The sequence below is a fragment of the Vibrio sp. 1557 genome (assembly GCF_033340175.1).
Taxonomy (GTDB): Bacteria; Pseudomonadota; Gammaproteobacteria; order Enterobacterales; family Vibrionaceae; genus Vibrio; species Vibrio alginolyticus.
On the sequence record NZ_JAWOVZ010000012.1, the window covers coordinates 122,642 to 143,322 of the forward strand.

Annotated in this window: 18 protein-coding genes and 1 pseudogene; 5 read left to right on the plus strand and 14 right to left on the minus strand. The window is 46.1% G+C overall.

Annotated features, from left to right (window positions below; genetic code table 11):
* Positions 1-3 precede the first annotated feature (3 nt).
* On the plus strand, positions 4-843 hold the full coding sequence (locus R7070_RS15435) for an enoyl-CoA hydratase-related protein (protein WP_318141240.1): 840 nt from the start codon (positions 4-6) through the stop codon (positions 841-843).
* Positions 843-1,751: a hydroxymethylglutaryl-CoA lyase gene (locus tag R7070_RS15440; protein ID WP_054574355.1), complete on the plus strand. Its 909-nt coding sequence runs from the start codon at positions 843-845 to the stop codon at positions 1,749-1,751. The genes R7070_RS15435 and R7070_RS15440 overlap by 1 nt, the downstream gene beginning before the upstream one ends.
* A 46-nt stretch (positions 1,752-1,797) precedes the next feature.
* Here R7070_RS15440 and R7070_RS15445 read toward each other — a convergent pair whose 3' ends face one another.
* The 4 genes from R7070_RS15445 to R7070_RS15460 form a co-directional block, all read right to left on the minus strand.
* A complete protein-coding gene (locus R7070_RS15445; RefSeq protein ID WP_005375761.1) occupies positions 1,798-2,676 on the minus strand; it encodes a DMT family transporter in 879 nt (292 codons plus the stop codon).
* Positions 2,677-2,889: 213 nt separating this feature from the next.
* Positions 2,890-5,937 (minus strand): FAD-binding and (Fe-S)-binding domain-containing protein, encoded by a 3,048-nt coding sequence (locus R7070_RS15450; protein ID WP_318141241.1) that lies wholly within the window; start codon positions 5,935-5,937, stop codon positions 2,890-2,892.
* A gap of 55 nt (positions 5,938-5,992) precedes the next feature.
* The gene (locus R7070_RS15455; protein ID WP_213961480.1) at positions 5,993-6,862 is read right to left on the minus strand and encodes an amidohydrolase family protein; all 870 of its coding nucleotides are present in this window, start codon (positions 6,860-6,862) and stop codon (positions 5,993-5,995) included.
* Positions 6,863-6,920: 58 nt separating this feature from the next.
* Positions 6,921-7,814: an alpha/beta hydrolase gene (locus R7070_RS15460; RefSeq protein WP_005375755.1), complete on the minus strand. Its 894-nt coding sequence runs from the start codon at positions 7,812-7,814 to the stop codon at positions 6,921-6,923.
* Positions 7,815-7,968: 154 nt separating this feature from the next.
* Between R7070_RS15460 and R7070_RS15465 the strand changes: the two genes are divergently transcribed.
* Positions 7,969-8,925 carry a GlxA family transcriptional regulator gene (locus R7070_RS15465; RefSeq protein WP_005375751.1) on the plus strand — a complete coding sequence of 319 codons (957 nt, stop codon included), beginning with the start codon at positions 7,969-7,971 and terminating at the stop codon, positions 8,923-8,925.
* A gap of 36 nt (positions 8,926-8,961) precedes the next feature.
* On the opposite strand, the gene R7070_RS15470 is transcribed toward R7070_RS15465, so the two are convergent.
* The 8 genes and pseudogenes from R7070_RS15470 to R7070_RS26815 all read right to left on the minus strand — a co-directional run.
* The gene (locus tag R7070_RS15470) at positions 8,962-10,311 is read right to left on the minus strand and encodes an MmgE/PrpD family protein (protein ID WP_213915512.1); all 1,350 of its coding nucleotides are present in this window, start codon (positions 10,309-10,311) and stop codon (positions 8,962-8,964) included.
* 14 nt (positions 10,312-10,325) lie between these two features.
* Entirely contained in the window at positions 10,326-11,162 is an 837-nt protein-coding gene (locus R7070_RS15475) for a nitrilase-related carbon-nitrogen hydrolase (protein WP_213915513.1), read from the minus strand.
* Between the two features lie 4 nt (positions 11,163-11,166).
* Positions 11,167-12,048, minus strand: a complete 882-nt coding sequence (locus tag R7070_RS15480) for a glycine betaine ABC transporter substrate-binding protein (RefSeq protein WP_213885537.1) — start codon at positions 12,046-12,048, stop codon at positions 11,167-11,169.
* A gap of 35 nt (positions 12,049-12,083) precedes the next feature.
* On the minus strand, positions 12,084-12,818 hold the full coding sequence (locus R7070_RS15485) for an ABC transporter permease (RefSeq protein ID WP_318141242.1): 735 nt from the start codon (positions 12,816-12,818) through the stop codon (positions 12,084-12,086).
* Positions 12,815-13,984 (minus strand): ABC transporter ATP-binding protein, encoded by a 1,170-nt coding sequence (locus R7070_RS15490; protein ID WP_256900008.1) that lies wholly within the window; start codon positions 13,982-13,984, stop codon positions 12,815-12,817. The genes R7070_RS15485 and R7070_RS15490 overlap by 4 nt, the downstream gene beginning before the upstream one ends.
* 24 nt (positions 13,985-14,008) lie before the next feature.
* Positions 14,009-14,611 carry an ABC transporter permease gene (locus R7070_RS15495; RefSeq protein WP_017635730.1) on the minus strand — a complete coding sequence of 201 codons (603 nt, stop codon included), beginning with the start codon at positions 14,609-14,611 and terminating at the stop codon, positions 14,009-14,011.
* A 287-nt stretch (positions 14,612-14,898) separates the two neighbouring features.
* Positions 14,899-15,435: a methyl-accepting chemotaxis protein gene (locus R7070_RS26810; protein ID WP_372036153.1), complete on the minus strand. Its 537-nt coding sequence runs from the start codon at positions 15,433-15,435 to the stop codon at positions 14,899-14,901.
* Positions 15,433-16,212, minus strand: a pseudogene (locus tag R7070_RS26815) (PAS domain-containing protein); the annotation flags it as partial. The pseudogene R7070_RS26815 and the gene R7070_RS26810, both read right to left, overlap by 3 nt.
* 744 nt (positions 16,213-16,956) lie before the next feature.
* Here R7070_RS26815 and R7070_RS15505 point away from each other — a divergent pair.
* Entirely contained in the window at positions 16,957-17,397 is a 441-nt protein-coding gene (locus R7070_RS15505) for a phosphate-starvation-inducible PsiE family protein (RefSeq protein ID WP_005375731.1), read from the plus strand.
* Positions 17,398-17,817: 420 nt separating this feature from the next.
* Here R7070_RS15505 and R7070_RS15510 read toward each other — a convergent pair whose 3' ends face one another.
* On the minus strand, positions 17,818-18,426 hold the full coding sequence (locus R7070_RS15510) for a MarC family protein (protein ID WP_017635732.1): 609 nt from the start codon (positions 18,424-18,426) through the stop codon (positions 17,818-17,820).
* A gap of 279 nt (positions 18,427-18,705) precedes the next feature.
* Positions 18,706-19,131 carry a TraR/DksA C4-type zinc finger protein gene (locus tag R7070_RS15515; RefSeq protein ID WP_017635733.1) on the minus strand — a complete coding sequence of 142 codons (426 nt, stop codon included), beginning with the start codon at positions 19,129-19,131 and terminating at the stop codon, positions 18,706-18,708.
* Positions 19,132-19,321: 190 nt separating this feature from the next.
* Between R7070_RS15515 and zigA the strand changes: the two genes are divergently transcribed.
* Complete coding sequence (gene zigA, locus R7070_RS15520; protein ID WP_318141243.1) at positions 19,322-20,521, plus strand: zinc metallochaperone GTPase ZigA; 1,200 nt, start codon at positions 19,322-19,324, stop codon at positions 20,519-20,521.
* Positions 20,522-20,681 lie beyond the last annotated feature (160 nt).

Here is a 20,681-nt window from a genome sequence, read left to right on the forward strand (position 1 = left end):
AGCATGCAGGAAATGCAACCAAGCATTGTTCCCAACGCCCAAAGGCAAGATGATGTTCTTTGGCATGTCGATGATAATGGCGTAGCGACCATTACCCTAAACAGAACAGCCAAACACAATGCTTTTGACGCTTGTACGATCGACTTGCTGATCCACCGCCTAGATTATCTCGCTTTACGAACGGATGTGCGGTGCTTGGTATTAAGAAGTAACGGTAAGCATTTTTCATCCGGGGCCGATTTGAATTGGATGCAGTCGATGGCCGACAGCACGAGGCAAGATAACTTCGTTGATGCCCAAAACTTGGCAAGACTCATGGAAACATTAGATTCGTTCCCTCAACCCACCATCGCAGTTGTTCAAGGTTCCGCTTATGGTGGTGCTTTAGGGTTGATTTGTTGTAGTGATATCGCCATCGCAAGCCAAAGTGCCAACTTTTGCTTAAGTGAAGTTAGGCTTGGTTTAGTTCCAGCAACCATTGCGCCTTACGTCATGCGCGCGATGGGGAATAGACAAGCTAGACGCTATATCTTGAGTGGTGAAGTCATTTCAGCCGAAGATGCCGAACGGTTTGGTATTGTGCACGAAGTGAAAGAAGCCAAACAGCTTGAAAGTGCGGTCGGTAGCGTAATCAAGACGTTGCTACTGAATAGCCCAGATGCGATGCGTAAAGCAAAAACGCTCTGCCATCAATGTCATCAAAACCCCATCGATCAACAACTGATTCACTATACTAGCAAGCTCATTGCGGACATTAGAGTATCACCCCAAGGTCAAGATGGGCTGCAAGCGTTTCTTGAAAAACGTAGCCCAATTTGGGTCACCAAGTCACAGGACAAGTAATGCTACCTTCCAAAGTAAAGATTGTCGAAGTAGGTCCTAGAGATGGGTTGCAAAATGAATCTCCTGTTGCGACCCAAACTAAAATCCGGCTGATCAACTTACTCTCTGATACTGGGTTAACGCATATTGAGGCGGGCTCTTTTGTCTCACCCAAATGGGTGCCACAAATGGCGGACTCAATAGAGGTCATGAAAGCAATAACACGGCGAAATCATGTTACCTACTCTGCCCTGACTCCAAACCTAAAAGGCTTAGAACAAGCGTTGGAGGCTGACGCCAATCAGGTCGCAATTTTCACTTCATCCTCAGAAGGATTCTGCCAACACAATATCAATTGCTCGATTGCAGAAAGCCTAACTCGCTTCGAACCTGTAATGCGATTAGCCACCAAACACGGCATCCCTGTTCGTGGCTATCTATCCTGCGTTGCCGACTGCCCTTACGATGGCCCGACAGCCCCTAAACAGGTGGCGAGCGTGGTCAAATCACTCATCGATTTAGGGTGTTATGAGGTGTCTCTAGGCGACACAATCGGTACAGGCACGCCAAACCGTATCGCTGCTATGCTAGAAGCCGTCATGTTGGTTGCACCTCTTCCCCAGCTTGCTGTCCATTTCCACGATACATGGGGACAAGCACTCGCCAATATTCATCAAGCATTGAATATGGGCATCAATACCATCGACAGCAGTGTAGCTGGGCTGGGTGGATGCCCATACGCTCATGGCGCATCAGGAAATGTCGCAACGGAGGATGTACTATATTTATGCCAAGGGTTAGGAATAGAAACGGGGATCGACTTAGAGCTACTGGCTAAAGCTGGCTGGATGATCAGCGAAGAGCTGGGTCGGCAGCCTACATCAAAAGTGTCATTAGCATTGCGTAACCGCGTATTATCACTTTCGTAGAAGGCCATCCGGCACCTCAAATTCTCCCAACCCAAGTTAACTTGCTCTACTTTCGAGTAGGGAAGCGAAACCGCCCGCCAGTACGATAAATAATTAGAGAAAATAAGATAAGCACACAACCTACTAGTTTATTTGCCGTTAGCACCTCGCCATACCACAGCACGCTCAGAATAACCGTCCAAACTGGTTCTAATATCATAATTAGAGCAGCGTTACCTGCCTGAACAAATTTTTGCCCCATGGTTTGCATTACGTAACGCAAGCTCGTCGCTAATAAGGTACTCAACGCAAACCACCACCAAATAGAGGAGTCAACCTCTGCCGGGAAAGATTCCATAAAAAATGAAACCAACAAACCTAAGCAACCTGCTGAAAAAAGTTGCACGCAAGTAAGCAGCAGCACAGGTAGTTTTTGAGAGTATTTGCTGTTCACATTAAAATGAAGCGCCAAAACCAGTGCTGCACCAAGAAACCACAATTGACTGGCCGATTGTTTCCAGCCACCAACTAAAGAAAGACAAGCAAGACCTAATACAGCGATAGGCAAAGAAAGCCAGAAAATTCGTTGTGGTCGTTGACGAAACATAACCCATGCAACAATCGGCACAAACAGCATGGAAAGGCTCATGATAAATGCGCCTTCCCCAAGAGTATCACTGATAGAAATAGCGTAAATCCATGTCATAACGGCACTGCCTAACAGGAGCCCGACACCACCAGCAGAAAGCACATCTTTTAAGTTTGCTTTCAGCAAAGGTCGGTAACATAGAGGCAGTAAGCAGAGCGAAGCGATAGTAAATCGCGCCCCAATAAAGCCAAAAGGTGGTAAACCCTGTATTGTTTCCTTAGAGAATATCCAGCCAAGTGCAGCGATCATCGTCGTCGCAACCAGAATAACCGTCGCTTTGCGTTCTGAGTTAAACATAAGTACTCACAAAATATGGAACACACAATAGCGCAGCAAGAGAGTTTTACTGCGCTATTGTGTAAATTTGAAAGGAGTTTCTGTCGAGCGGAAGTGAAAGCCCGATCCTCTCCTGTATTGTTGTCACGCAGATTGAAGTTCTGCTGCTAGATACATTAAATGCAGGCAAAGTCTTAAGGCAAGCCTTTTCGCATACTAAATTACTTTAGCATTCTATACAGCAAGCAAACTGGCTAAAACCTGTACCGGGTGTCGAACTACCTCCCCTTCAAAACGCTTAACTTGACTGCGGCAGGAGTACCCCGTGGCTAACACACGCTCAGTGGGCAGGTTCTTTATATTCGGTTTCCAACTAAGCTGATATATAGCTTCAGACGTACTTTTCTTATCCACTTCATGTCCGAATGTCCCAGCCATGCCACAACATCCCGTAGGTATGACTTGCAGATTTAAGCCAAAGTGCTGAAAAATAGACTGCCAAGATTTCTCAGTCTCCGGTATTTTGGTCTTTTCTGTGCAATGCGCCATCAAATACCACGGTTCTTCATTTAATGCACATACTGGTGACCATTCATTCAGTCCATTCACCAGCCATTCATGAACCGTATAGACGGTAAATTCGCCTCGCTTCTCTTTTAGAGCCTGATGGTACTCATCACGATAACAAAGAACTAAGGCCGCATCGACACCGATCATAGGAATTTCAAGTTCAGCAACTTGGTTGAGAAAATCCGAAGTGTTTTGTGCATTTCTGGCGAATTTCTTAAGGAAACCTTTTACATGTTGAGCTTTCCCATTAGGTTTGAAAGGCAGAACAACAGGGTGTTTCCCTAACCGCTGCAATAACTGAATAAAATCCGCAACCAACTCGGCTTCATAAAAGCTGGTAAATGGATCTTGAACAATCAAGACGTAATTTTGCTTCACTTCTGGGGAAAGCGATTCTAGATACGCAAAGTCAAACGGGCTCACGCCAAGTGCCTGACATCGACTTTGCAACGTAGGGATCGATAGCACTGGCGAATCAATAAAACCGATGGATGTCTCTAATACTTGCGTAACAGGCCTACTAGATGCGATTCGATTAACCAGCTTGGGAGCTTTTGCCATAATCGGCAGCAGTTGCTCAATATTCGACACCAGATAGTCGCGCAGAGGTCTGCGATAACGAGAGTGATAGAGGTGTAAAAAACGTGCTCTAAAATCAGGCACATCAACTTTCACAGGACACTGACTCGCACACGCTTTGCACGCTAGACAACCGTTCATCACCTCATAAACTTCATGCGATAAATCATCAGATGCGGGGCGAGATATCAGTTGACTCAGCTTCTGAGCCAAAAGCTTAACCGATAACGTTTGATTGAGAAGTTGCTGTTCGTTGGCGAGCAAATCGAAGTCACTGTCATTAAGGCGACGCAGCCATTCACGCATTATCCCCGCCCTCCCTTTCGGAGAGTGGCGACGATCGACTGTCACTTTAAATGATGGACACATTGGGCTATCAGCATCGTAATTAAAACACAGCCCATTGCCATTGCAAGACAGTACGGGCTTAAGCGACTCTCGGACTTCTACGGGGATCTGACGATCATAGTAGCCACGCTTGGTCGCTGTGACTTTAGCCATTTCAGCGTCGCTATTCAGTGGTGTGCAAATCTTCCCCGGATTCATTTTATTGTCTGGGTCAAACGCCGCTTTAATGCGCCTTAATTCAATAAAGAGCTCATCACCAAAGAAGGCAGGTCCATATTCTGAGCGATATCCTTTACCGTGCTCCCCCCACATTAAGCCATTGTATTTTGCCACCAGATCGACCACATCATCGGACAGTTGATGCATCAACGCTTCTTGCTCAGGGTCACACATATCGAGCGCAGGACGCACGTGAAGAACGCCAGCATCCACATGCCCAAACATGCCATAATGCAGGTTATTGCTGTCTAGTAACGTACGAAATTCCGCGATAAAGTCCGCCAAGTTTTCGGGCGGCACACAGGTATCTTCCGCGAATGCAATCGGCTTTGCCTGACCTTTAGCCGCGCCAAGCAGCCCAACCGCTTTCTTGCGCATTCCATAAATAGCTTGGATGTCTTTGGGGTCGCGACAGACTTGATAACCGATGATACCACTGCGTCGATGAGCCATTTCTTTATCGAGAATTGAAAGTAAGCGTTCAACTTTATCCTCAATATCATCGCTGTGACTGCCTGCGAACTCGACAAAGTTAATTCCTTGCATCTCTTTGCCCTGCACATCTGAGATCGCGTGTTTTACCGAGTGCCAGACAATGTCTTCTCTTGCAAGGTTGAGTACTTTTGCATCGACTGTCTCAACCGATAGCGCCTCTGCTTCGACCATCAAGGGAGCATTTCGCAATGCAGAATCAAAACTATCGTATTTAACGTTCACTAACCGTCGCGTAGTAGGTATTCGCGTAAGATTGAGCTTGGCTTCAGTAATAAAAGCTAACGTACCTTCAGAGCCACATAATATTCTCGTGACGTCAAACTCTTCACTCTTGTCGTTGATGGCATTTTTTAGGTCATAACCAGTAAGAAAGCGATTCAGAGGAGGAAACTTATCCAGAATCTGTTGACGCTTGTCTCGACAAACTTCCTCCGTAATTTTTAACGCTCGCGATACTACATCACAGTTTAACCGTTTGTTTTGTTGAATTGCTTCGGTATCGAGCACCGAGCCATCTGCCAATACGGCTTTGAGCTCCAACACATGATCCGAGGTTTTACCATATTGCAAAGAGCCTTGGCCTGATGCATCGGTATTAATCATCCCACCTAATGTCGCGCGGTTGCTGGTCGACAGATCTGGCGAGAAGAAATAACCATAAGGGCGAACGATGTCGTTGAGTTGATCTTTGACTATCCCAGTTTCCACTCTCACCCAACCTTCCTGCTCGTTGATCTCTAACACTCGATTCATATAGCGAGACAGATCAACCACGATCCCCGAGTTCAATGATTGTCCGTTAGTGCCCGTTCCGCCTCCTCTGGGCGAAAAGGTCAGGTGTTTAAATTCATCACGAGCACTGACCTTGCCAAGTATTACCACATCATGATGGTTGGCAGGAAAGACGACCGACAACGGAAGTTGCTGGTAGACGCTGTTGTCAGTCGCCATACTCAATCGAGTGGTATAGCGAGCATCAGTATCCCCCTTGAAACCAAGCTGTTTAAGGGTGTTAAAGAACTTGATAACCACAGGATCAGAAGAAACCTGTAGCGGAAGTGCAGGAAGCATAATTTGAATCAGTGCCTTACGGTTGTCTTTTTAGGTTCATAACATGAATGTGGAGTTAAAAGCGGTAGAGGCGCTTGGGGTTATCGACCAGAATCTTGCTAAACAGTGTCGTATCTTGCGTCCAGTGCCACAAAGTATCTAACAACTGGCCATCATTTGGCATCTCAGCAGCAAAACATGGGTGAGGCCAATCCGAACCCCAGACACATTGCTCTTCATTCGCTTCTAACAAAGCTTGAGCAAATGGAGAAACGTCATCATAAGGCGGCGATTGAGGCGACAAACGATACGGAGCCGACAGTTTTGTCCACACTTTCCCTTCGGCCTTAAGCTTCAATAAGGTTTGAAAACCAGGATGAGAAATCAGCTTGTTTGTTGGCATATGTCCAAGATGATCAATCACTACGGGCACGGGTAAAGCCCTTAATCGGTGATATAAGTCATCAAACTGCGAAACATCAATTAAGCATTGAAGGTGCCAGTGTCGCTCTGCAAGGCGAGCCGCTAAACGCTCAACATCACGCCACTCAATACCACCTTTAAACAGCAGGTTCATCCGCACCCCACAAAATCCGGCTTCTTGTAGCTCATCCAGCGTTTGCTCGGACACATCCGCATCCACGACCGCGACGCCTTTGTAGTCGTAACCTTGCTGGCGTAAATACCGTAATGTATCAAGATGCAACTGGTTGTCATTGCCATACACACTCGGCTGAACCAGCACGCCATAACGGATGCCTAATTGCTGGTGCAAATGCAGGTACGCGCCGACGCTGGCATCGGGTGGCGTGTAGGTTCGCGTTTCACAGTACGGATAACGTGAAGAAAAAACGTGGGCATGACAATCAACCGCGCCTTCAGGAATCGCGATTGTTGGTTTATTTACAAATGGGTCCGCCGCTTCACAAAATGGAATTATGCTCATCGAAAATCATCCTGTCAGAAAGGTAGAGGTGCCATCAACGAAAGCACCTCTTGAAGACTTAACTGAAGTTCTCACTCAACCAGTTCGCGATCACGCCAGAGAACTGAATAAACTTAGGATCGTCGTCCAACATCCACTCGGTGTGACCACCTTCAGGCAGTAAGAATAGAGATTTCGGCCCAGGGTATTTCGCGTACAGCGACTTTGCTTCGGTCACTGGGTGAAGATCGTTTTCTGCACCGTGCGCAATCAAGATTGGCGCATCTGCAAATCGCTCGTCCAGTAGGGCTTCCGGTTTGAAATTGATGAGAGAATCCGCAAAATCCAGATCAGATGTCACGCCGTAGCCCGGTGCTTTGACCAGTTCAGTGAATACATATTCGCGGCTTACTGGGTCAAGCGGGTAGATTTCAAATGGATCAATCCCCTGCTTTTCTCCACCAAGAGCAAGACGTGTACGCTCTTCTAACATAAATTGACGGAACGCTTTCCAACCGTGCTCGCCACGTTGAGCAACCTGAACACGTACCGCATCATAAAAGCCGTTCATGGAGATAAGGCCATCAATCGCATCTTGACAAACTCGGTAAGCATCAAGAATTAATCCACCGGCCATGCCCCAGCCAGCCAGTACGACTTTGCGGCCTTCCTCGTCAGCGCGCTGTTTCACAACCGCAACCGCGTTCGCGATGTCACGTACTTGTTCATCTAGGATAACTCGCTCACGAATACCCTCAGATTCACCAAAGCCACGGTAGTCAAATCCGAATACTGTAAAGCCCTTCGCAGTTAAGGCTCTCGCGTAACGCTCTGGGTGAATATTTTTTTGCCCAGTAAAGCCTGAGCAGACAATAACGATCGGTAAGTCTGGGTTGTTAACGTTCTCGTCAGTAAAGAAAGCGCCATCAAGGCGTAGACCATCACTAATTACTGGGGCTTTTTGTTCAATCATAATTATCTCGTCCAAATGAATGTGTATGCTCGACAAAGAAGTCCTTGTCTTAAGTCACATCATGTTCGAATTTTGATAGCAATAATTTAACAATTACGACATTCTTATCCAGAAATACGACATAGATGAACTGCCCACTTGGTGACCACAGAGAATGAAAACGACACACACGTATCGCATTGGTTTTTTCCTTATTCCTGATTTTTCGATGCTCTCTTTTTCGGCGGTTATCGAACCTCTTCGAATGGCCAACCGCCTCGCTGGTTGCGATTTGTATCAGTGGGATATTTATGGATTCGAAGATAAAGAAGTGTCGGCCAGTAATGGCGTTTCATTCTCGCCAACACAGTCAGTCAACAACATTGCTCATTTAGACTTGCTGCTGGTTGTGGCAGGTATTGGCGCCCATGTTGCTGCTGCGAGTGGCTCGGTGAATCAGTGGTTAAAGCAAGCGCTTCGTCAAGGCATCGCCGTGGGCTCGACTTCGACAGGCAGCGTATTGTTAGCAAAAGCTGGCCTGTTAAAAAACAAAACGTGTACCGTGCATTGGGAGTCCGCCAACAGCCTGGCAGAGGAATTTCCAAACATTAACGTGACCAGTGAGTTGTACGAATTCGACCCACGCACACCAACTTGTTCGGGCGGCTTAGCCGGTTTGGATATGATGCTTCATTTAATTACAAACCAACATGGGAGTGACTTGGCGAATCAAGTGGCAGAGCAATGCATTCACCCTGCGATTCGCCCCGCGCATGATAAACAGCGGATGTCGTTAATCCGTAAGCACAACATCCGCCACCCGCGCCTGCTCGACGCGGTAGAAATCATGGAAGCCAACATGGAAGAGCCACTAAAGTGCTATGAAATTGGCGAGCAAGTAGGGTTATCGGTCAGGCAGATGGAAAGGTTATTTTTGCAATACTTGCAAGACAAACCAGGCAATTACTACCTTCAATTGCGCTTAGAACGCGCTCAACATTTGTTGTTGCAAACCATGCTGTCCATCACTCAAATCAGCACCGCTTGTGGGTTCAGTTCTACATCGTATTTTGCGCGCTGCTACAAAAAACGCTATGAAAAAACGCCGCGTGAAGAGCGACGTTTAGCTTAAGATTGAGTAAGAGAAAGGAGTTCGATCTCTTCGATCTCATCGTGATGTGTCAGACGGCTTATCGGACAACGTGCCTTGGTAAAGCAGTGATAGCCAAGCAAGTATCTGCTCTTTACTGGCTTTATCAAGTTGCAAACATCCCTCTTCTATCGCTGACACGCGTGAAGCGGACAATTCTTTCTCTGCCAAAATGCGAAACTTACCTCGCATCTCGTCTCGACTGAGAGGATTTTCAGGATTACCTCGCGCAATACAGGGAGGCGAAGTCAGTTTGTCGCCATTTTTCAGCGTCACCACGACATGCGCCCAACGTTCGGCTGGAAACTTATCATTGTAAGCGGACTCTTCAATTAACTTCATCCGCTCCGTAAGTGCCAAGCGAGAAGGCTCTTTCAGTCCTTTGGTGACGGCTTCTACCGTGACCGTATTATCCATGACCGCACTCGCGACTGAAAATGGCAAACTGTACTGAGCCTGCTCGGTTGTCTCTGGGCGCTTGGTATGCAGGCACACCGCCTGATGAAAGCTATGAACTTCGATAAGTTCAATCTCATCAGGTTCTAGTTTATTTTCTTGTTGCAGCGCTCTCACCGCTTCAACAGCGGGTTGAGCCCAACGACAAACCGGATACGGTTTAAAGTATTGCTTCAGGATATACCAGCGCTGCCCTAAATCTGCCCACAGAGCGTGAGTTTGTTGGTCCAGCAGAGTCACGGCTGGCGCGCCAGTAAAGCCCTCTTCTGCTAGCTCTGCACTGGCAAAGCCCGCCATCGCTCCCCAGCCAGAGCCGTCTTTGAGCATGGTGGGATGTTCAATACAACGCATCATTTGGCTGCGTGGACCATAAAACTCAGCAATGCCGAGCGCATGCTCTGTTTGTGCATCCGTTAAGTTTTTTCTTCTTGCAGACACCGCAGCGACGCCCAACGCATTCCAAGCACCAGAAGTATGATAATCACAAGCGGTTTGATGCAGCGCGATTCCGGCGCGAGTTGCAATTTCGTAGCCAATGATGAGGGACGTTAATAACTCTTCTCCCGTGATCGCTGACCCATGCATACTGGCGAGCAGCCCCGGCAAAACAGCGACGCCAACATGGCCTTTCGTCAGGACTTGGCCGTCGTGCGCGTCCATGCTGTCAATCAACATGCCGCCATATAGAGTCGCCCCACAACCACTGGCCGTGTGATCAGAAAACAGCATCGGCGTATCACCGGCAAACTGCTTCTGTGCGAGTTTAGCTACCATATTTTGCAGTTGCGTCGCTTTACCTGCTGCGGCGACACCCAACAGATCCAAGACGCAATATTTCGCTTGTTCAATAACGTCAGTAGGAAGCTGTTCAAAGGTTAATTCGTGAATAAATCGATGAATAGATTGCATCATCTACTGCTCCAGTTTTAGCGTTTTGCCTTCGACAATAGCGTTGTGATTAATGGTGTATTGCTGTCTCGCACGGTAGGCAGCTCGAACCTGGCTTTATCAGCATCGTCCAATGACAAAGTCGCAGTTATCAAGGTTTCACCGTCTTCTGCCTGCGCCAATAGCTCACCCGTTGCAGACAAAATACAGCTTCCCCCCCAAAACCACGCTTCGCCCTCTGGCCCGTAACGATTGGCCATCAAAACTGGGGTTCCGTAGAGCACCGCATAGAATTTAACGTTAACTAACCAGTTGTCTTCATTGGAAAAGTCTTTACTGACAATACTGCTGGCCGAATTGATCGGCGCGAGCAAGATGTCAGGCTTATCGAGTAGCGCACAATGAACCAAAGGTGGATTCCATAAATCGGCACAAATTAAAACCGAGCCTCGCCAATTTTCGTCAAGAGAAACGCTGGTAGTAGTCTCTCCCGAATGAAACCACTTACCCTCTTCAAGCCCACCATAGGTTGGTAAATTGACTTTGCGATGCACAGCAACCACCGTACCACCGAGCAACCAAGCCATCGCGTTGTAGTATTCTCCCGGAGCGGCCTGTTCAACAAAGCCGACAATCACGGACATGTGCGGTGCAAGTTGCGCAAGCTCTTTAAGCCGAGCATCATCACGCTTCATGGCGACTTCACGCACAGAAGATTGGAGCTGGTATCCGGTCAAGGAGAGTTCAGGAAACAGCAATAGCTGCGACCCCAAGGCCGCAGCTTGCTTTATGTAATCCTGATGAATATTCAGATTGGCATTCACATCGCCTAACTGGGCGTTGATTTGGGCCACACTGACTTGCAGGATAGTCATGGTATTACCCCAAGTTATGCTCAGATAGGAACTGGCTTGCGACTTCTGAGATCGAACGTCGCTCCACATCAACTTGTTGATTCAAAGTCGACATCGTATCGCCATCGATCGCCGCAGAAAGCGCGTTCATTTGCTCGGCAAGGTCTGGGTTCGCATCTAGCGTTTCTTGGCGAACCACAGGAGTGATCGCGTAATCAGGGAAAAACTGTTTGTCATCCGTTAAAACGGTAAAACCAAATGCTTTGATACGACCATCTGTTGCAAATACGAGCGCAGCATCGACTTCTTGCCCTTTTAGCGCATCATAAGTTAACCCAGTATCCATGCGTTTCACTTGGTCTCGTGAAGCTTTGAATTTGTAGGTTTTCTGTAAAGGTCGGAAGCCATCTTTTCGTGCATAGAATTCCGCATTCAAAGCAATGGTCATTGGCGGGTCTTGGCGCATTTGCTCGGCAAACTCGGACAAGGTTGAGATGCCACGTTGTTTCGCATCGTCACTGCGCATAGCGAGCGCGTAGGTGTTGTTCGCTTTTGAAGGGTTAAGCCAAACTAGGCCTTTCTTCGCATCGAGTTCCTTAACGTGTTGATACACTTGCTCTGCTGGGAGCTTGTCTTTGACTTTGTTGTAAATGATCAGTGATGTGCCCGTGTATTCCCAATAAAGATCAATCTGGCCGTTTTCTTGCGCTTTACGCAAAACCGCACTGCCCATGCCCGAACGCTTATCAACGTCGTAGCCTTTTTTGGTTAAATATTGAGACGTGATCTCCGTTAAAAGCTGTTGTTCTGTAAAGTTTTTGCCACCTACGACGATTTCCGCGGATGCGTGAAAACTTGAAAGCAGTACACCAACGGCCAGCAAGCGGCGAGTAATTTGCTTTAACATGTTTGACTCCTGTCTGTGTTCAATTTTTAGGATTGTTATTGTCTAGCTCTAATAGGGTTACAGCCTTTAGGTACAGTGACATAGGAAACGGCTCCTACCACACTGTCGATAGCGATAGCCAACATCGCTGTAGGAATAGCGCCTGCCAGCATCATGATGGGTTCATCCAGATCAATACCGGTAAAAATGAGCTCCCCTAACCCACCGCCACCAATTAAGAAGGCCAGTGGCACGGTGCCCACGTTGACAGCTAACGCCGTGCGGATACCGGCAAAAGTGACGAACAGCGCATTAGGAATTTCAACCTGAAATAACATTTGTAACTCGGTCATACCAATGCCTGACGCCGCTTCTTCTAAATGAGCGGGCACTTCTTTCAGCCCGATGTAGGTGTTTCTGACAATCGGCAACAACGAGGCAATCGTCAGCCCAAATACCGCAGGCACGGTGCCAATGCCAAGAAAGCTCATTGCCAGCGCAAGAATAGCTAAAGTAGGAATCGTGGTCCCCACATTCAAAACCTGCATCGCCGATTCTGCGACTTTCTGAAAACGAGGACGGCTGAGCAATACGCCGACGGGAATAGCGATTAGGATCGCCAATCCACCAGACAGCAGCACCAGTTCAATGTGCTGAACCGTCAAATAAACAATGTCTTCTTGGTAGTAGAGGAAATCATCGATCGTACCCGCGCCTTGTAAATAAATACCCAACGCAAAGACACACGCCAATAAAACGAAATAGTAGGTTTGTTTTAGCTGATTGGTCACGATGCCTCCTTAGCCTGATGCAATGGCTGTGGCTCACTAAGAGAGGTATCGCGCTGATAAGTTGCGCCTAGATAATGAGTAATGCCGCGCTGTGTGACTTCGCCCACTAAGCGGCCATTCTCGTCAACACACGGCATCCAAACAATGTCGTGCGTGAACATCTTCGACGCGACTTTACGCAGATCATCCGTGGTTCGGGCGATTGTTTTCAGGCCGACATAATGTTCACCGCAGTACCCCTTCATATTGATTGCTGTAGCTTTTGGCACATAACCGATAGGCTGGTGTTGGCCATTTACTAATATCACGGCGTCGCGATACCCATACGCGTCAATTTTGGTTAAAGCGTCGGCAAGCGTCTCGTTAGGTTTCACGTGCGCAAAGGTGGTCTGCATGACGGACTCAGCCGTCACTAAGCGTAGACGTTTAAGTGCGCGATCATCTCCGACAAAGTTTTTCACGAAATCATCTTTCGGGTGTGCGAGTAAATCGTCAGGCGTATCATACTGAACCAGATGACCATCACGGAAAATCGCAATTCTATCGGCCATTTTGACCGCTTCATCAATGTCATGACTGACAAGCATGATGGTCTTGTTGAGCTCTTGCTGCATTTTAAGGAACTCATCCTGGATTACTTCACGGTTGATCGGGTCAATCGCGCCAAATGGTTCATCCATCAGCATGACGGGAGGATCCGCCGCTAGCGCTCGGGCAACACCAATTCGTTGCTGCTGTCCGCCAGACAACTCATTTGGATAACGATTAAGGAAGACACTAGGATCAAGAGCCACCATCTCCAATAGCTCTTTTGCACGCGTCATGTATCTTGCTTTATCCCACCTTAATAACTTGGGAACCACCGCGATGTTTTCGCCAATCGTCATGTTGGGAAATAGGCCAATTTGCTGAATAACATAACCGATGTTGCGGCGCAGAGTGACCGTATCCATCCCAGAAGTATCTTCACCGCCAAGATAGATCTTGCCCGATGTCGCGGGAATAATTCGGTTGACCATTTTCAGCGTGGTGGTTTTGCCACAACCGGATGGGCCAAGTAACACACAAATTTCACCACTGGGAACTTCCATCTCAATGTGATCTGCGGCAGTCACCGGGCCATTAGGCGTTTCAAAAATTTTGGTTAGCTTGTCAATTTTGATCATTTGAATGTCCCTATTATTTGTCCTTTATCGAGCAGCGGTTAGGCCCGGTGGCGTTAATCTTTTTTGTAGTCGAATCAATCCGTAATCCGCGATGATAGCCAGAAGGCTGACGGCGATGGCACCAACGATCAGTTGTCGAGGATCACTTTGCGAGATGCCACGGCTGATAAACACGCCCAGCCCACCGGCTCCGATATACGCGGCGATCGCCATAACGCCAATATTCATTACTACTGCCGTTCTCACACCCGCCATAATCACCGGAATCGCCAATGGAATTTCCACCATTTTCAAACGTTGAAAAGGCGTCATCCCGATACCGCGAGCAGCCTCTCTGAGCGATGGTTCTACGTTGTGAATTGCGGTATAAGTGTTGCGAATAATAGGCAGCTGAGAATAAAGCAGTACGGTAATCACGGCGGGCACGTAGCCAATCCCATGACCAATGGTCGATAAGAGAGGAATCATCAAACCAAACAATGCGATTGAAGGAATGGTGATAATGATGGACGCTACGTAAAGCACCACTTTCGCAGCGCGCTCATTTTGTGTGATAAGAATGCCGATAGGTACGCCAGTTAAGATGGCAAGCCCAACAGCCAGAGCAACCAAAGAGATGTGCTCCATGGTAAGCGTACCTAGCAGCGCTAAGTTATCTATGGTGAAATTTAGTAAGTCCAAGTAGGTCTCCCCCAACTGTGATTCGCAACCAAGTTAACAGGAGATTAAATTACGCTACTTTTTATTAACAGTGTTGTAAAATAGCGACACGTAAAGATAGAAATACGAAATATTAAGAAAGGAATGAACTGGCTTTCTCATCACCAAAAACACGCTTGATTGGCGATGAGTAGCACTAGTAAACAATTTGATTATATAGGAACTTAAAAGCCTGTGCTGGCATGAAGAACTGACTACAACGAGCGGTTAAATTGCTCCACGGCCTCTACAACACGGCTAGCGCCATCTTGTATTTCATTCATCACATTGCCTGCTTTTTCAGAGAGCTCTAGCGTATCTAGTGCTTCTTTTTGGCATTTAGCGATCAGCTTAACTGCGTTATCTGTTCGCTGTAGGTTTTCACTGACCATTGTGACAATTTCATCGGTGGTTGCATTGGTTCTTGTAGCAAGCTGTCTGACTTCATCGGCAACAACGGCAAAACCTCTACCATGCTCACCCGCACGAGCCGCTTCTATCGCCGCATTTAACGCCAATAAGTTAGTTTGGTCAGCGATACCACTGATGCTATTTACCAACTCGCTAATACGCGATGAGTGCGCTTTAAGCTCGTCAATCGCGGTGTTCGCTTGCTGCATTTGCTCGGAAAGTATCTGCATCTTTTCTAACGTTGAGCCTATAACCTCTTGCCCTTGCAGGGTTTGTGTTCCAGTTTCTTGCGAGATTTCATTCGCCAATTGCGCAGCCTGGGCCATTTTCTGTTCCTGCATCACCTGCTGGGTAATATCTGTCGCGAACTTAACGACCTTGTAGAGCTCTCCTCTGTCGTTATGGATAGGGTTATATGAAGCCTCTAACCACACCTCTTCACCATAACGGTTAACTCGTTTGAATCGCTCTGATGAAAATTGCCCTTTTGCTAAACGTTGCCAAAACTCACGGTAAGCTTGAGAGCTCGACTCTTCCTGATCACAAAACATGCGATGATGCTTCCCTAGAATCTGATCAAGCGTATAACCCATTGTGTTTAAGAAATTATCGTTGGCTTTTAAAACATGGCCATCTAATGTGAACTCAATCACCGCCATAGAACGACTTAATGCATTTAGCATGTCCTCTTGCTCACGGGATGATTTGATCGTTCGCGTAAGTTCAGAAGCAAAAACAAAAAAGCTTTCTACTTCTCTGCGCTCATTTAAAACAGGCTGGATAATCGTTCTTAACCAGGCTTCCTCACCATTACCTTTCTGTACTTGCAATGCCCCATTCCAGAACACTTTATCTTGGACGGCTTTCTTCATTCGATGAAAGTGGTCTGTATTGCGCGAATTTGACGGTACCAATTCAGTAATTGATTTCGTTAAGATCTCATCATCATGTAAGAAAAGTTCTTGCTGTAGTTTAGTATTTGCAGAAGTAATGATACCTTTACTATCCAATGTTAAGCGGATCATCTCTTCATCTAAACTGGTTTGGATTTGCTGCAGGATTTGCAACTCCTGCTTTAATCGTTGATTTTCTTGTTGAAGCGACTTATTAAAAAACATGACTTTCTCTCATTTGACCGACCTTCGGATTAGTCAAAGGTTTATTATTTGTATACCGAATAAACTGCAAGCGGCAAAATCGTTTGGTTGCATATTCAAACGCGATTTCTATTTCTTATCAAAGGACCCCGCAGGGAATACGGCGATTTTTTCTCCAGTGTAACCTAAGCGCAGTATACTGAAATTTCTTCAGCACCCAAGTTGTTTATATATTTATCAATATTAAAGCTCTTTATCGCCAATTTGAGGTTTATATTTGTGGATATACTTATATGGAGAAGTGGTGTGTTCAGATCAATAAGCCTTTTCATTTAAAAAAAGGGCCTTGACTTAGTTCCAATAATTTTCGCCGTTTTACCGCTTTTCCACCCGACTTTTGAGCGATTACCCACTCCTTATTCGCTTGTATTTCTATTAACAACGCACGGAGCAACAAGCGCATCGATTTGCCCAGTATCAATACGTTGTGGTATTCGCTCATTCAGTTTGCCGTGAAGGTGATGAATCACCACCTCATCAGTCGATTCGTCACGATCAGAAATGAGGCAATGAGGTAATAACGCATGACACCAGAGATTACATTATGTGTCCAACATTGTGCCCACTCCTAAGTTTCATAACTTCCTTCCCTCGGACGCTTCTATCTCTCACCACAGCAACTATGCTTTAAACGACATGTATTCAATTGTCTAGCTTCAACATATGAAGGTTAAGTGAACATAAACAAGCGAAGGAAACAGGGCCATGGAAGTCGATAAAAATGATAAGTTAACAAAAAAATTACAGATAGTGATTCATTGGTCTGTAAGAGTATTGTCGATAGTTATGTTGTTTGTAATCGTCATGGGTGTGATAGATGTTGCATGGACGATATATCAAAAACTTATCACGCCACCTAAACTCATTCTGACGATTTCAGATATGCTAGCCACTTTTGGTGCTTTTATGGCCGTTTTAATTGCTATTGAAATTTTCATCAATATAACTATTTACCTGAGAGAAAATGTTATTCATGTAAAAATCGTCATGGCCACCGCGCTGATGGCAATCTCCCGAAAGGTCATTATTATAGACTTTGAAACCTTGTCTCCAATGTACCTGATTGGAATTGCGGCTGTAGTTCTTAGTATGAGTCTTGGTTACTGGCTGATCCATAAACTGCCCAATAAGAGCCATACTGAATAAACTTCTCAGCCTCCCGACTTTTCAGATACTCTCACGGCATGAAAAAGTCTTGTCTTGGCACGTTGAAGCTAATAAATTCCTCCATGCTAGGCTCTATATACTGCGAGACTACAAGATTATAGAGTAGTGCCTAAGCGGAGAAATTATCGATATTGTTTTCTAGCAGCTAATCTTTGAGTATTGGCACAGCTCAATGGGGGCAAGTGTTGCTCCAGTTCCCCCATCTGATATATATCCTCAACATCTATGCATTTTACTTTCAACTTTTCCGTGGTCCTCTTAAACAAGGTCGTCACGAGTAGCCTGAAGGATTACATCCGGCTAGAAGTAACAGCCAGAAAAGTGATTGTCAGGTGGTCGGTCATCTCGCCGTAAAATTAGCTCTTAACGTATACCTTCAGCTCAGTTTGCGAAACAGCCTTAAAGGTCAAAGTAACTTTCAATCCCATTCAGAGTGTTGGTCGTGGCCACAGCGGCTAATATCAACCCCATGATCCGACTTACAGCACTAGCTCCTGTATTCCCAATAATCCTGTGTATGCCGCTGGCCATTAATAGCAAGATATAAACAACCAATAGTACCAGCAGCATCATAGCCACGGTCTGGACTTGCTCCCAAATATTAAACCGCACGTTCTCTGTGAGTAAAACGGCGGCTAATATTGCGCCAGGGCTAGCAATTGATGGAATGGCTAGAGGAAAAACTGCTGTATCATGATGACTATTGAGCGTTCTGATTTCTTCTGCTGGTTTACTCTCACCAAATATCATAGTCAAAGCAAACAAGAACAATACGATACCGCCCGAGATTTGAAACGCAGACAAGGGAATACGCATTGCTGTAAGTATGATTTCACCAGCAACAACAAAAAACAGTAGGATAGCAGCGGAGAATAGAGTCGCAAACAGAGCGACCTTACGCTTTGCCACTTCTTCATAGCTTTTTGTGGCTGCGATAAAAACGGGCACAGTACCTATGGGATCGATGACAGCAAAGAAAAAGATAAAAGTTGCCACAAAGTCAATCATGCTACTTCTCCAGTACCAATTTAGCTTTAAGGATAGAAGATCAGCTTGAAGTAGCAGAGAAAATGTTTGACGCTAACATAGCGAGAGCTCATTCAGAAAAACAAAAATGGTGCGTTATTTACAATACAGAACTTACTTCTATCCTATCGATAACTATTAATATCTCAAAGGTAATGACTACCATACCTAACGGTAGTCGCCATCGCTTTAGACTTCTCAGAGAACATCAAAAAAAACAAGTGAACGAGAAGAATATCGACGTCATAAGATAGTGAGGCTTTAGTGTTTATACCAGTGCTCTTTTGACTCCATTTGAGCTTTTACTTCTGCACTATATTCAGCAGTAGGTCGTGCCAATAACCTTGGAATGCCGATAGGTTCTCCGGACTCTAAACAATAGCCATACTCCCCTGTGCGCAAGCGAGCCAACGATTGTTGAATCTTAGGTAACAACTTTTGCTCTCTATCTATGATTCTTAATGCGATTGCAGATTGCTCCTCACTGGACGCCCTATCGCTTTCGTCACTGAATTCCATTGGCGCAATCATCTCTTCTTTCGCGCGTTCAATATGCGCTAACGTCGATTCATAAAGCTCAAATAATCGGTTTTCAAAAAATGCGAGCTGAGCTTCATTCATATAATCCGCCTCGGGCGCTGCAAGAATTTCTTCTTCTGTCATGACATGCTTTTTCTCTTCGTTCATAGAACCTCCACACCGAGATAAGAGTTCGCTCTCTAAATTCCGTACATCTGAATCTGTATAACTTAACGACGAATGAATGCGCCAATAAGGTGCAGTACTCGACACAGTCACAAACTGCTTGATGCCAGAGTTAAGATCACCGACTATATTAATTGTTATATTATAACATTACACTATAAAGAGCATGAGCATGAACACCCAGAAACTCCCTGTTACGGTTTTGTCCGGCTTTCTAGGCGCAGGAAAAACAACCGTTTTAAGTCATATTCTTAACAATAGACAAGGCAGAAAAGTGGCGGTCATCGTCAACGACATGAGCGAAGTCAACATCGATGCAGCGACCGTTCAGAATGAAGTTTCTCTCAACCACAGTGAAGAAAAGTTGGTTGAAATGAGTAACGGTTGCATCTGTTGTACCCTGCGTGAAGATCTGCTTGAAGAAGTCACTAAACTCGCGCAAGAAGGCAGATTCGATTACTTAGTTATCGAGTCCACTGGCATCGCCGAGCCACTTCCCGTTGCAGAGACTTTTACGTTTGCTGATGAAAACGGGCTATCACTTTCAGACGTTGCACGTTTAGACACCATGGTTACGGTGGTTGATGCGATTAACTTTCTGCGTGATTACGATGAAGCTAAGTTCTTAACAGAGACAGCCGAATCATTAGGTGAAGACGATGAACGCAGCGTTGCTGACTTACTCGTTGATCAAGTAGAGTTCGCTGACGTTATCTTGATAAGTAAAACCGACCTTGCTGAGAAATCAGAAATCGAAAGGCTTCTTGCGATTCTTAAAACTCTTAATACATCGGCCACTATTCTTCCTATCTCGAATGGTGAAGTAGAACTTGATGCGGTACTCGACACACAAAGCTTCAGTTTTGAAAAGGCACAACAAGCCCCAGGTTGGTTGAAGGAAATGCGAGGCGAGCACATACCGGAAACCGAAGAATACGGCATTTCCAGCTTTGCCTATCATGCGAGACGCCCTTTCCATCCAGAGAAGTTTTACGACTTCCTCCACAATGCGAAAGATTACGGCAAACTGATTCGTTCCAAGGGTTACTTTTGGCTAGCAACCAGACCAGAGTTTGTCGGTCAATGGAGCCAAGCGGGAGGCATCGCACGTTATGGTGTTGCGGGTATGTTTTGGAAAGCGATTCCGAAGGAGGAATGGCCGACGGATCAAGATTACCTAGATGCTATAAACGACGTTTGGCAAGAACCATACGGCGATATGCGACAAGAATTGGTGTTTATTGGTCAGGGATTAGAGCAAGAGAAATTGATTGCTCGTCTTAACGAATGCTTGTTAACAGAAGATGAGATGGAGCAAGGGCTCGACTATTGGTTATCTCTGGAAGACCCTTTCCCTGAATGGGAACAGTAAACGACTGAGATACAAAAAGCCTCCCACCATTCGGGAGGCTTTTTCGTTACACATGTGCCGTCCTAAATAAGGTTGACACTTTCCCCCCCAAAAAAATTGGAGAGTGTTATGAAATCAACAACTAAAAGAACTCAGCGCGATTACTCCCTCGCTTTTAAAC

Bases quoted from the DNA above. Each gene is read 5' to 3' on its own strand.
- R7070_RS15435 (WP_318141240.1), top strand. From the start codon at position 4: ATGCAGGAAATGCAACCAAGCATTGTTCCCAACGCCCAAAGGCAAGAT.
- R7070_RS15440 (WP_054574355.1), top strand. From the start codon at position 843: ATGCTACCTTCCAAAGTAAAGATTGTCGAAGTAGGTCCTAGAGATGGG.
- R7070_RS15445 (WP_005375761.1), bottom strand. From the start codon at position 2,676: ATGTTTAACTCAGAACGCAAAGCGACGGTTATTCTGGTTGCGACGACG.
- R7070_RS15450 (WP_318141241.1), bottom strand. From the start codon at position 5,937: ATGCTTCCTGCACTTCCGCTACAGGTTTCTTCTGATCCTGTGGTTATC.
- R7070_RS15455 (WP_213961480.1), bottom strand. From the start codon at position 6,862: ATGAGCATAATTCCATTTTGTGAAGCGGCGGACCCATTTGTAAATAAA.
- R7070_RS15460 (WP_005375755.1), bottom strand. From the start codon at position 7,814: ATGATTGAACAAAAAGCCCCAGTAATTAGTGATGGTCTACGCCTTGAT.
- R7070_RS15465 (WP_005375751.1), top strand. From the start codon at position 7,969: ATGAAAACGACACACACGTATCGCATTGGTTTTTTCCTTATTCCTGAT.
- R7070_RS15470 (WP_213915512.1), bottom strand. From the start codon at position 10,311: ATGATGCAATCTATTCATCGATTTATTCACGAATTAACCTTTGAACAG.
- R7070_RS15475 (WP_213915513.1), bottom strand. From the start codon at position 11,162: ATGACTATCCTGCAAGTCAGTGTGGCCCAAATCAACGCCCAGTTAGGC.
- R7070_RS15480 (WP_213885537.1), bottom strand. From the start codon at position 12,048: ATGTTAAAGCAAATTACTCGCCGCTTGCTGGCCGTTGGTGTACTGCTT.
- R7070_RS15490 (WP_256900008.1), bottom strand. From the start codon at position 13,984: ATGATCAAAATTGACAAGCTAACCAAAATTTTTGAAACGCCTAATGGC.
- R7070_RS15495 (WP_017635730.1), bottom strand. From the start codon at position 14,611: ATGGAGCACATCTCTTTGGTTGCTCTGGCTGTTGGGCTTGCCATCTTA.
- R7070_RS26810 (WP_372036153.1), bottom strand. From the start codon at position 15,435: ATGCAGGAACAGAAAATGGCCCAGGCTGCGCAATTGGCGAATGAAATC.
- R7070_RS15505 (WP_005375731.1), top strand. From the start codon at position 16,957: ATGGAAGTCGATAAAAATGATAAGTTAACAAAAAAATTACAGATAGTG.
- R7070_RS15510 (WP_017635732.1), bottom strand. From the start codon at position 18,426: ATGATTGACTTTGTGGCAACTTTTATCTTTTTCTTTGCTGTCATCGAT.
- R7070_RS15515 (WP_017635733.1), bottom strand. From the start codon at position 19,131: ATGAACGAAGAGAAAAAGCATGTCATGACAGAAGAAGAAATTCTTGCA.
- zigA (WP_318141243.1), top strand. From the start codon at position 19,322: ATGAACACCCAGAAACTCCCTGTTACGGTTTTGTCCGGCTTTCTAGGC.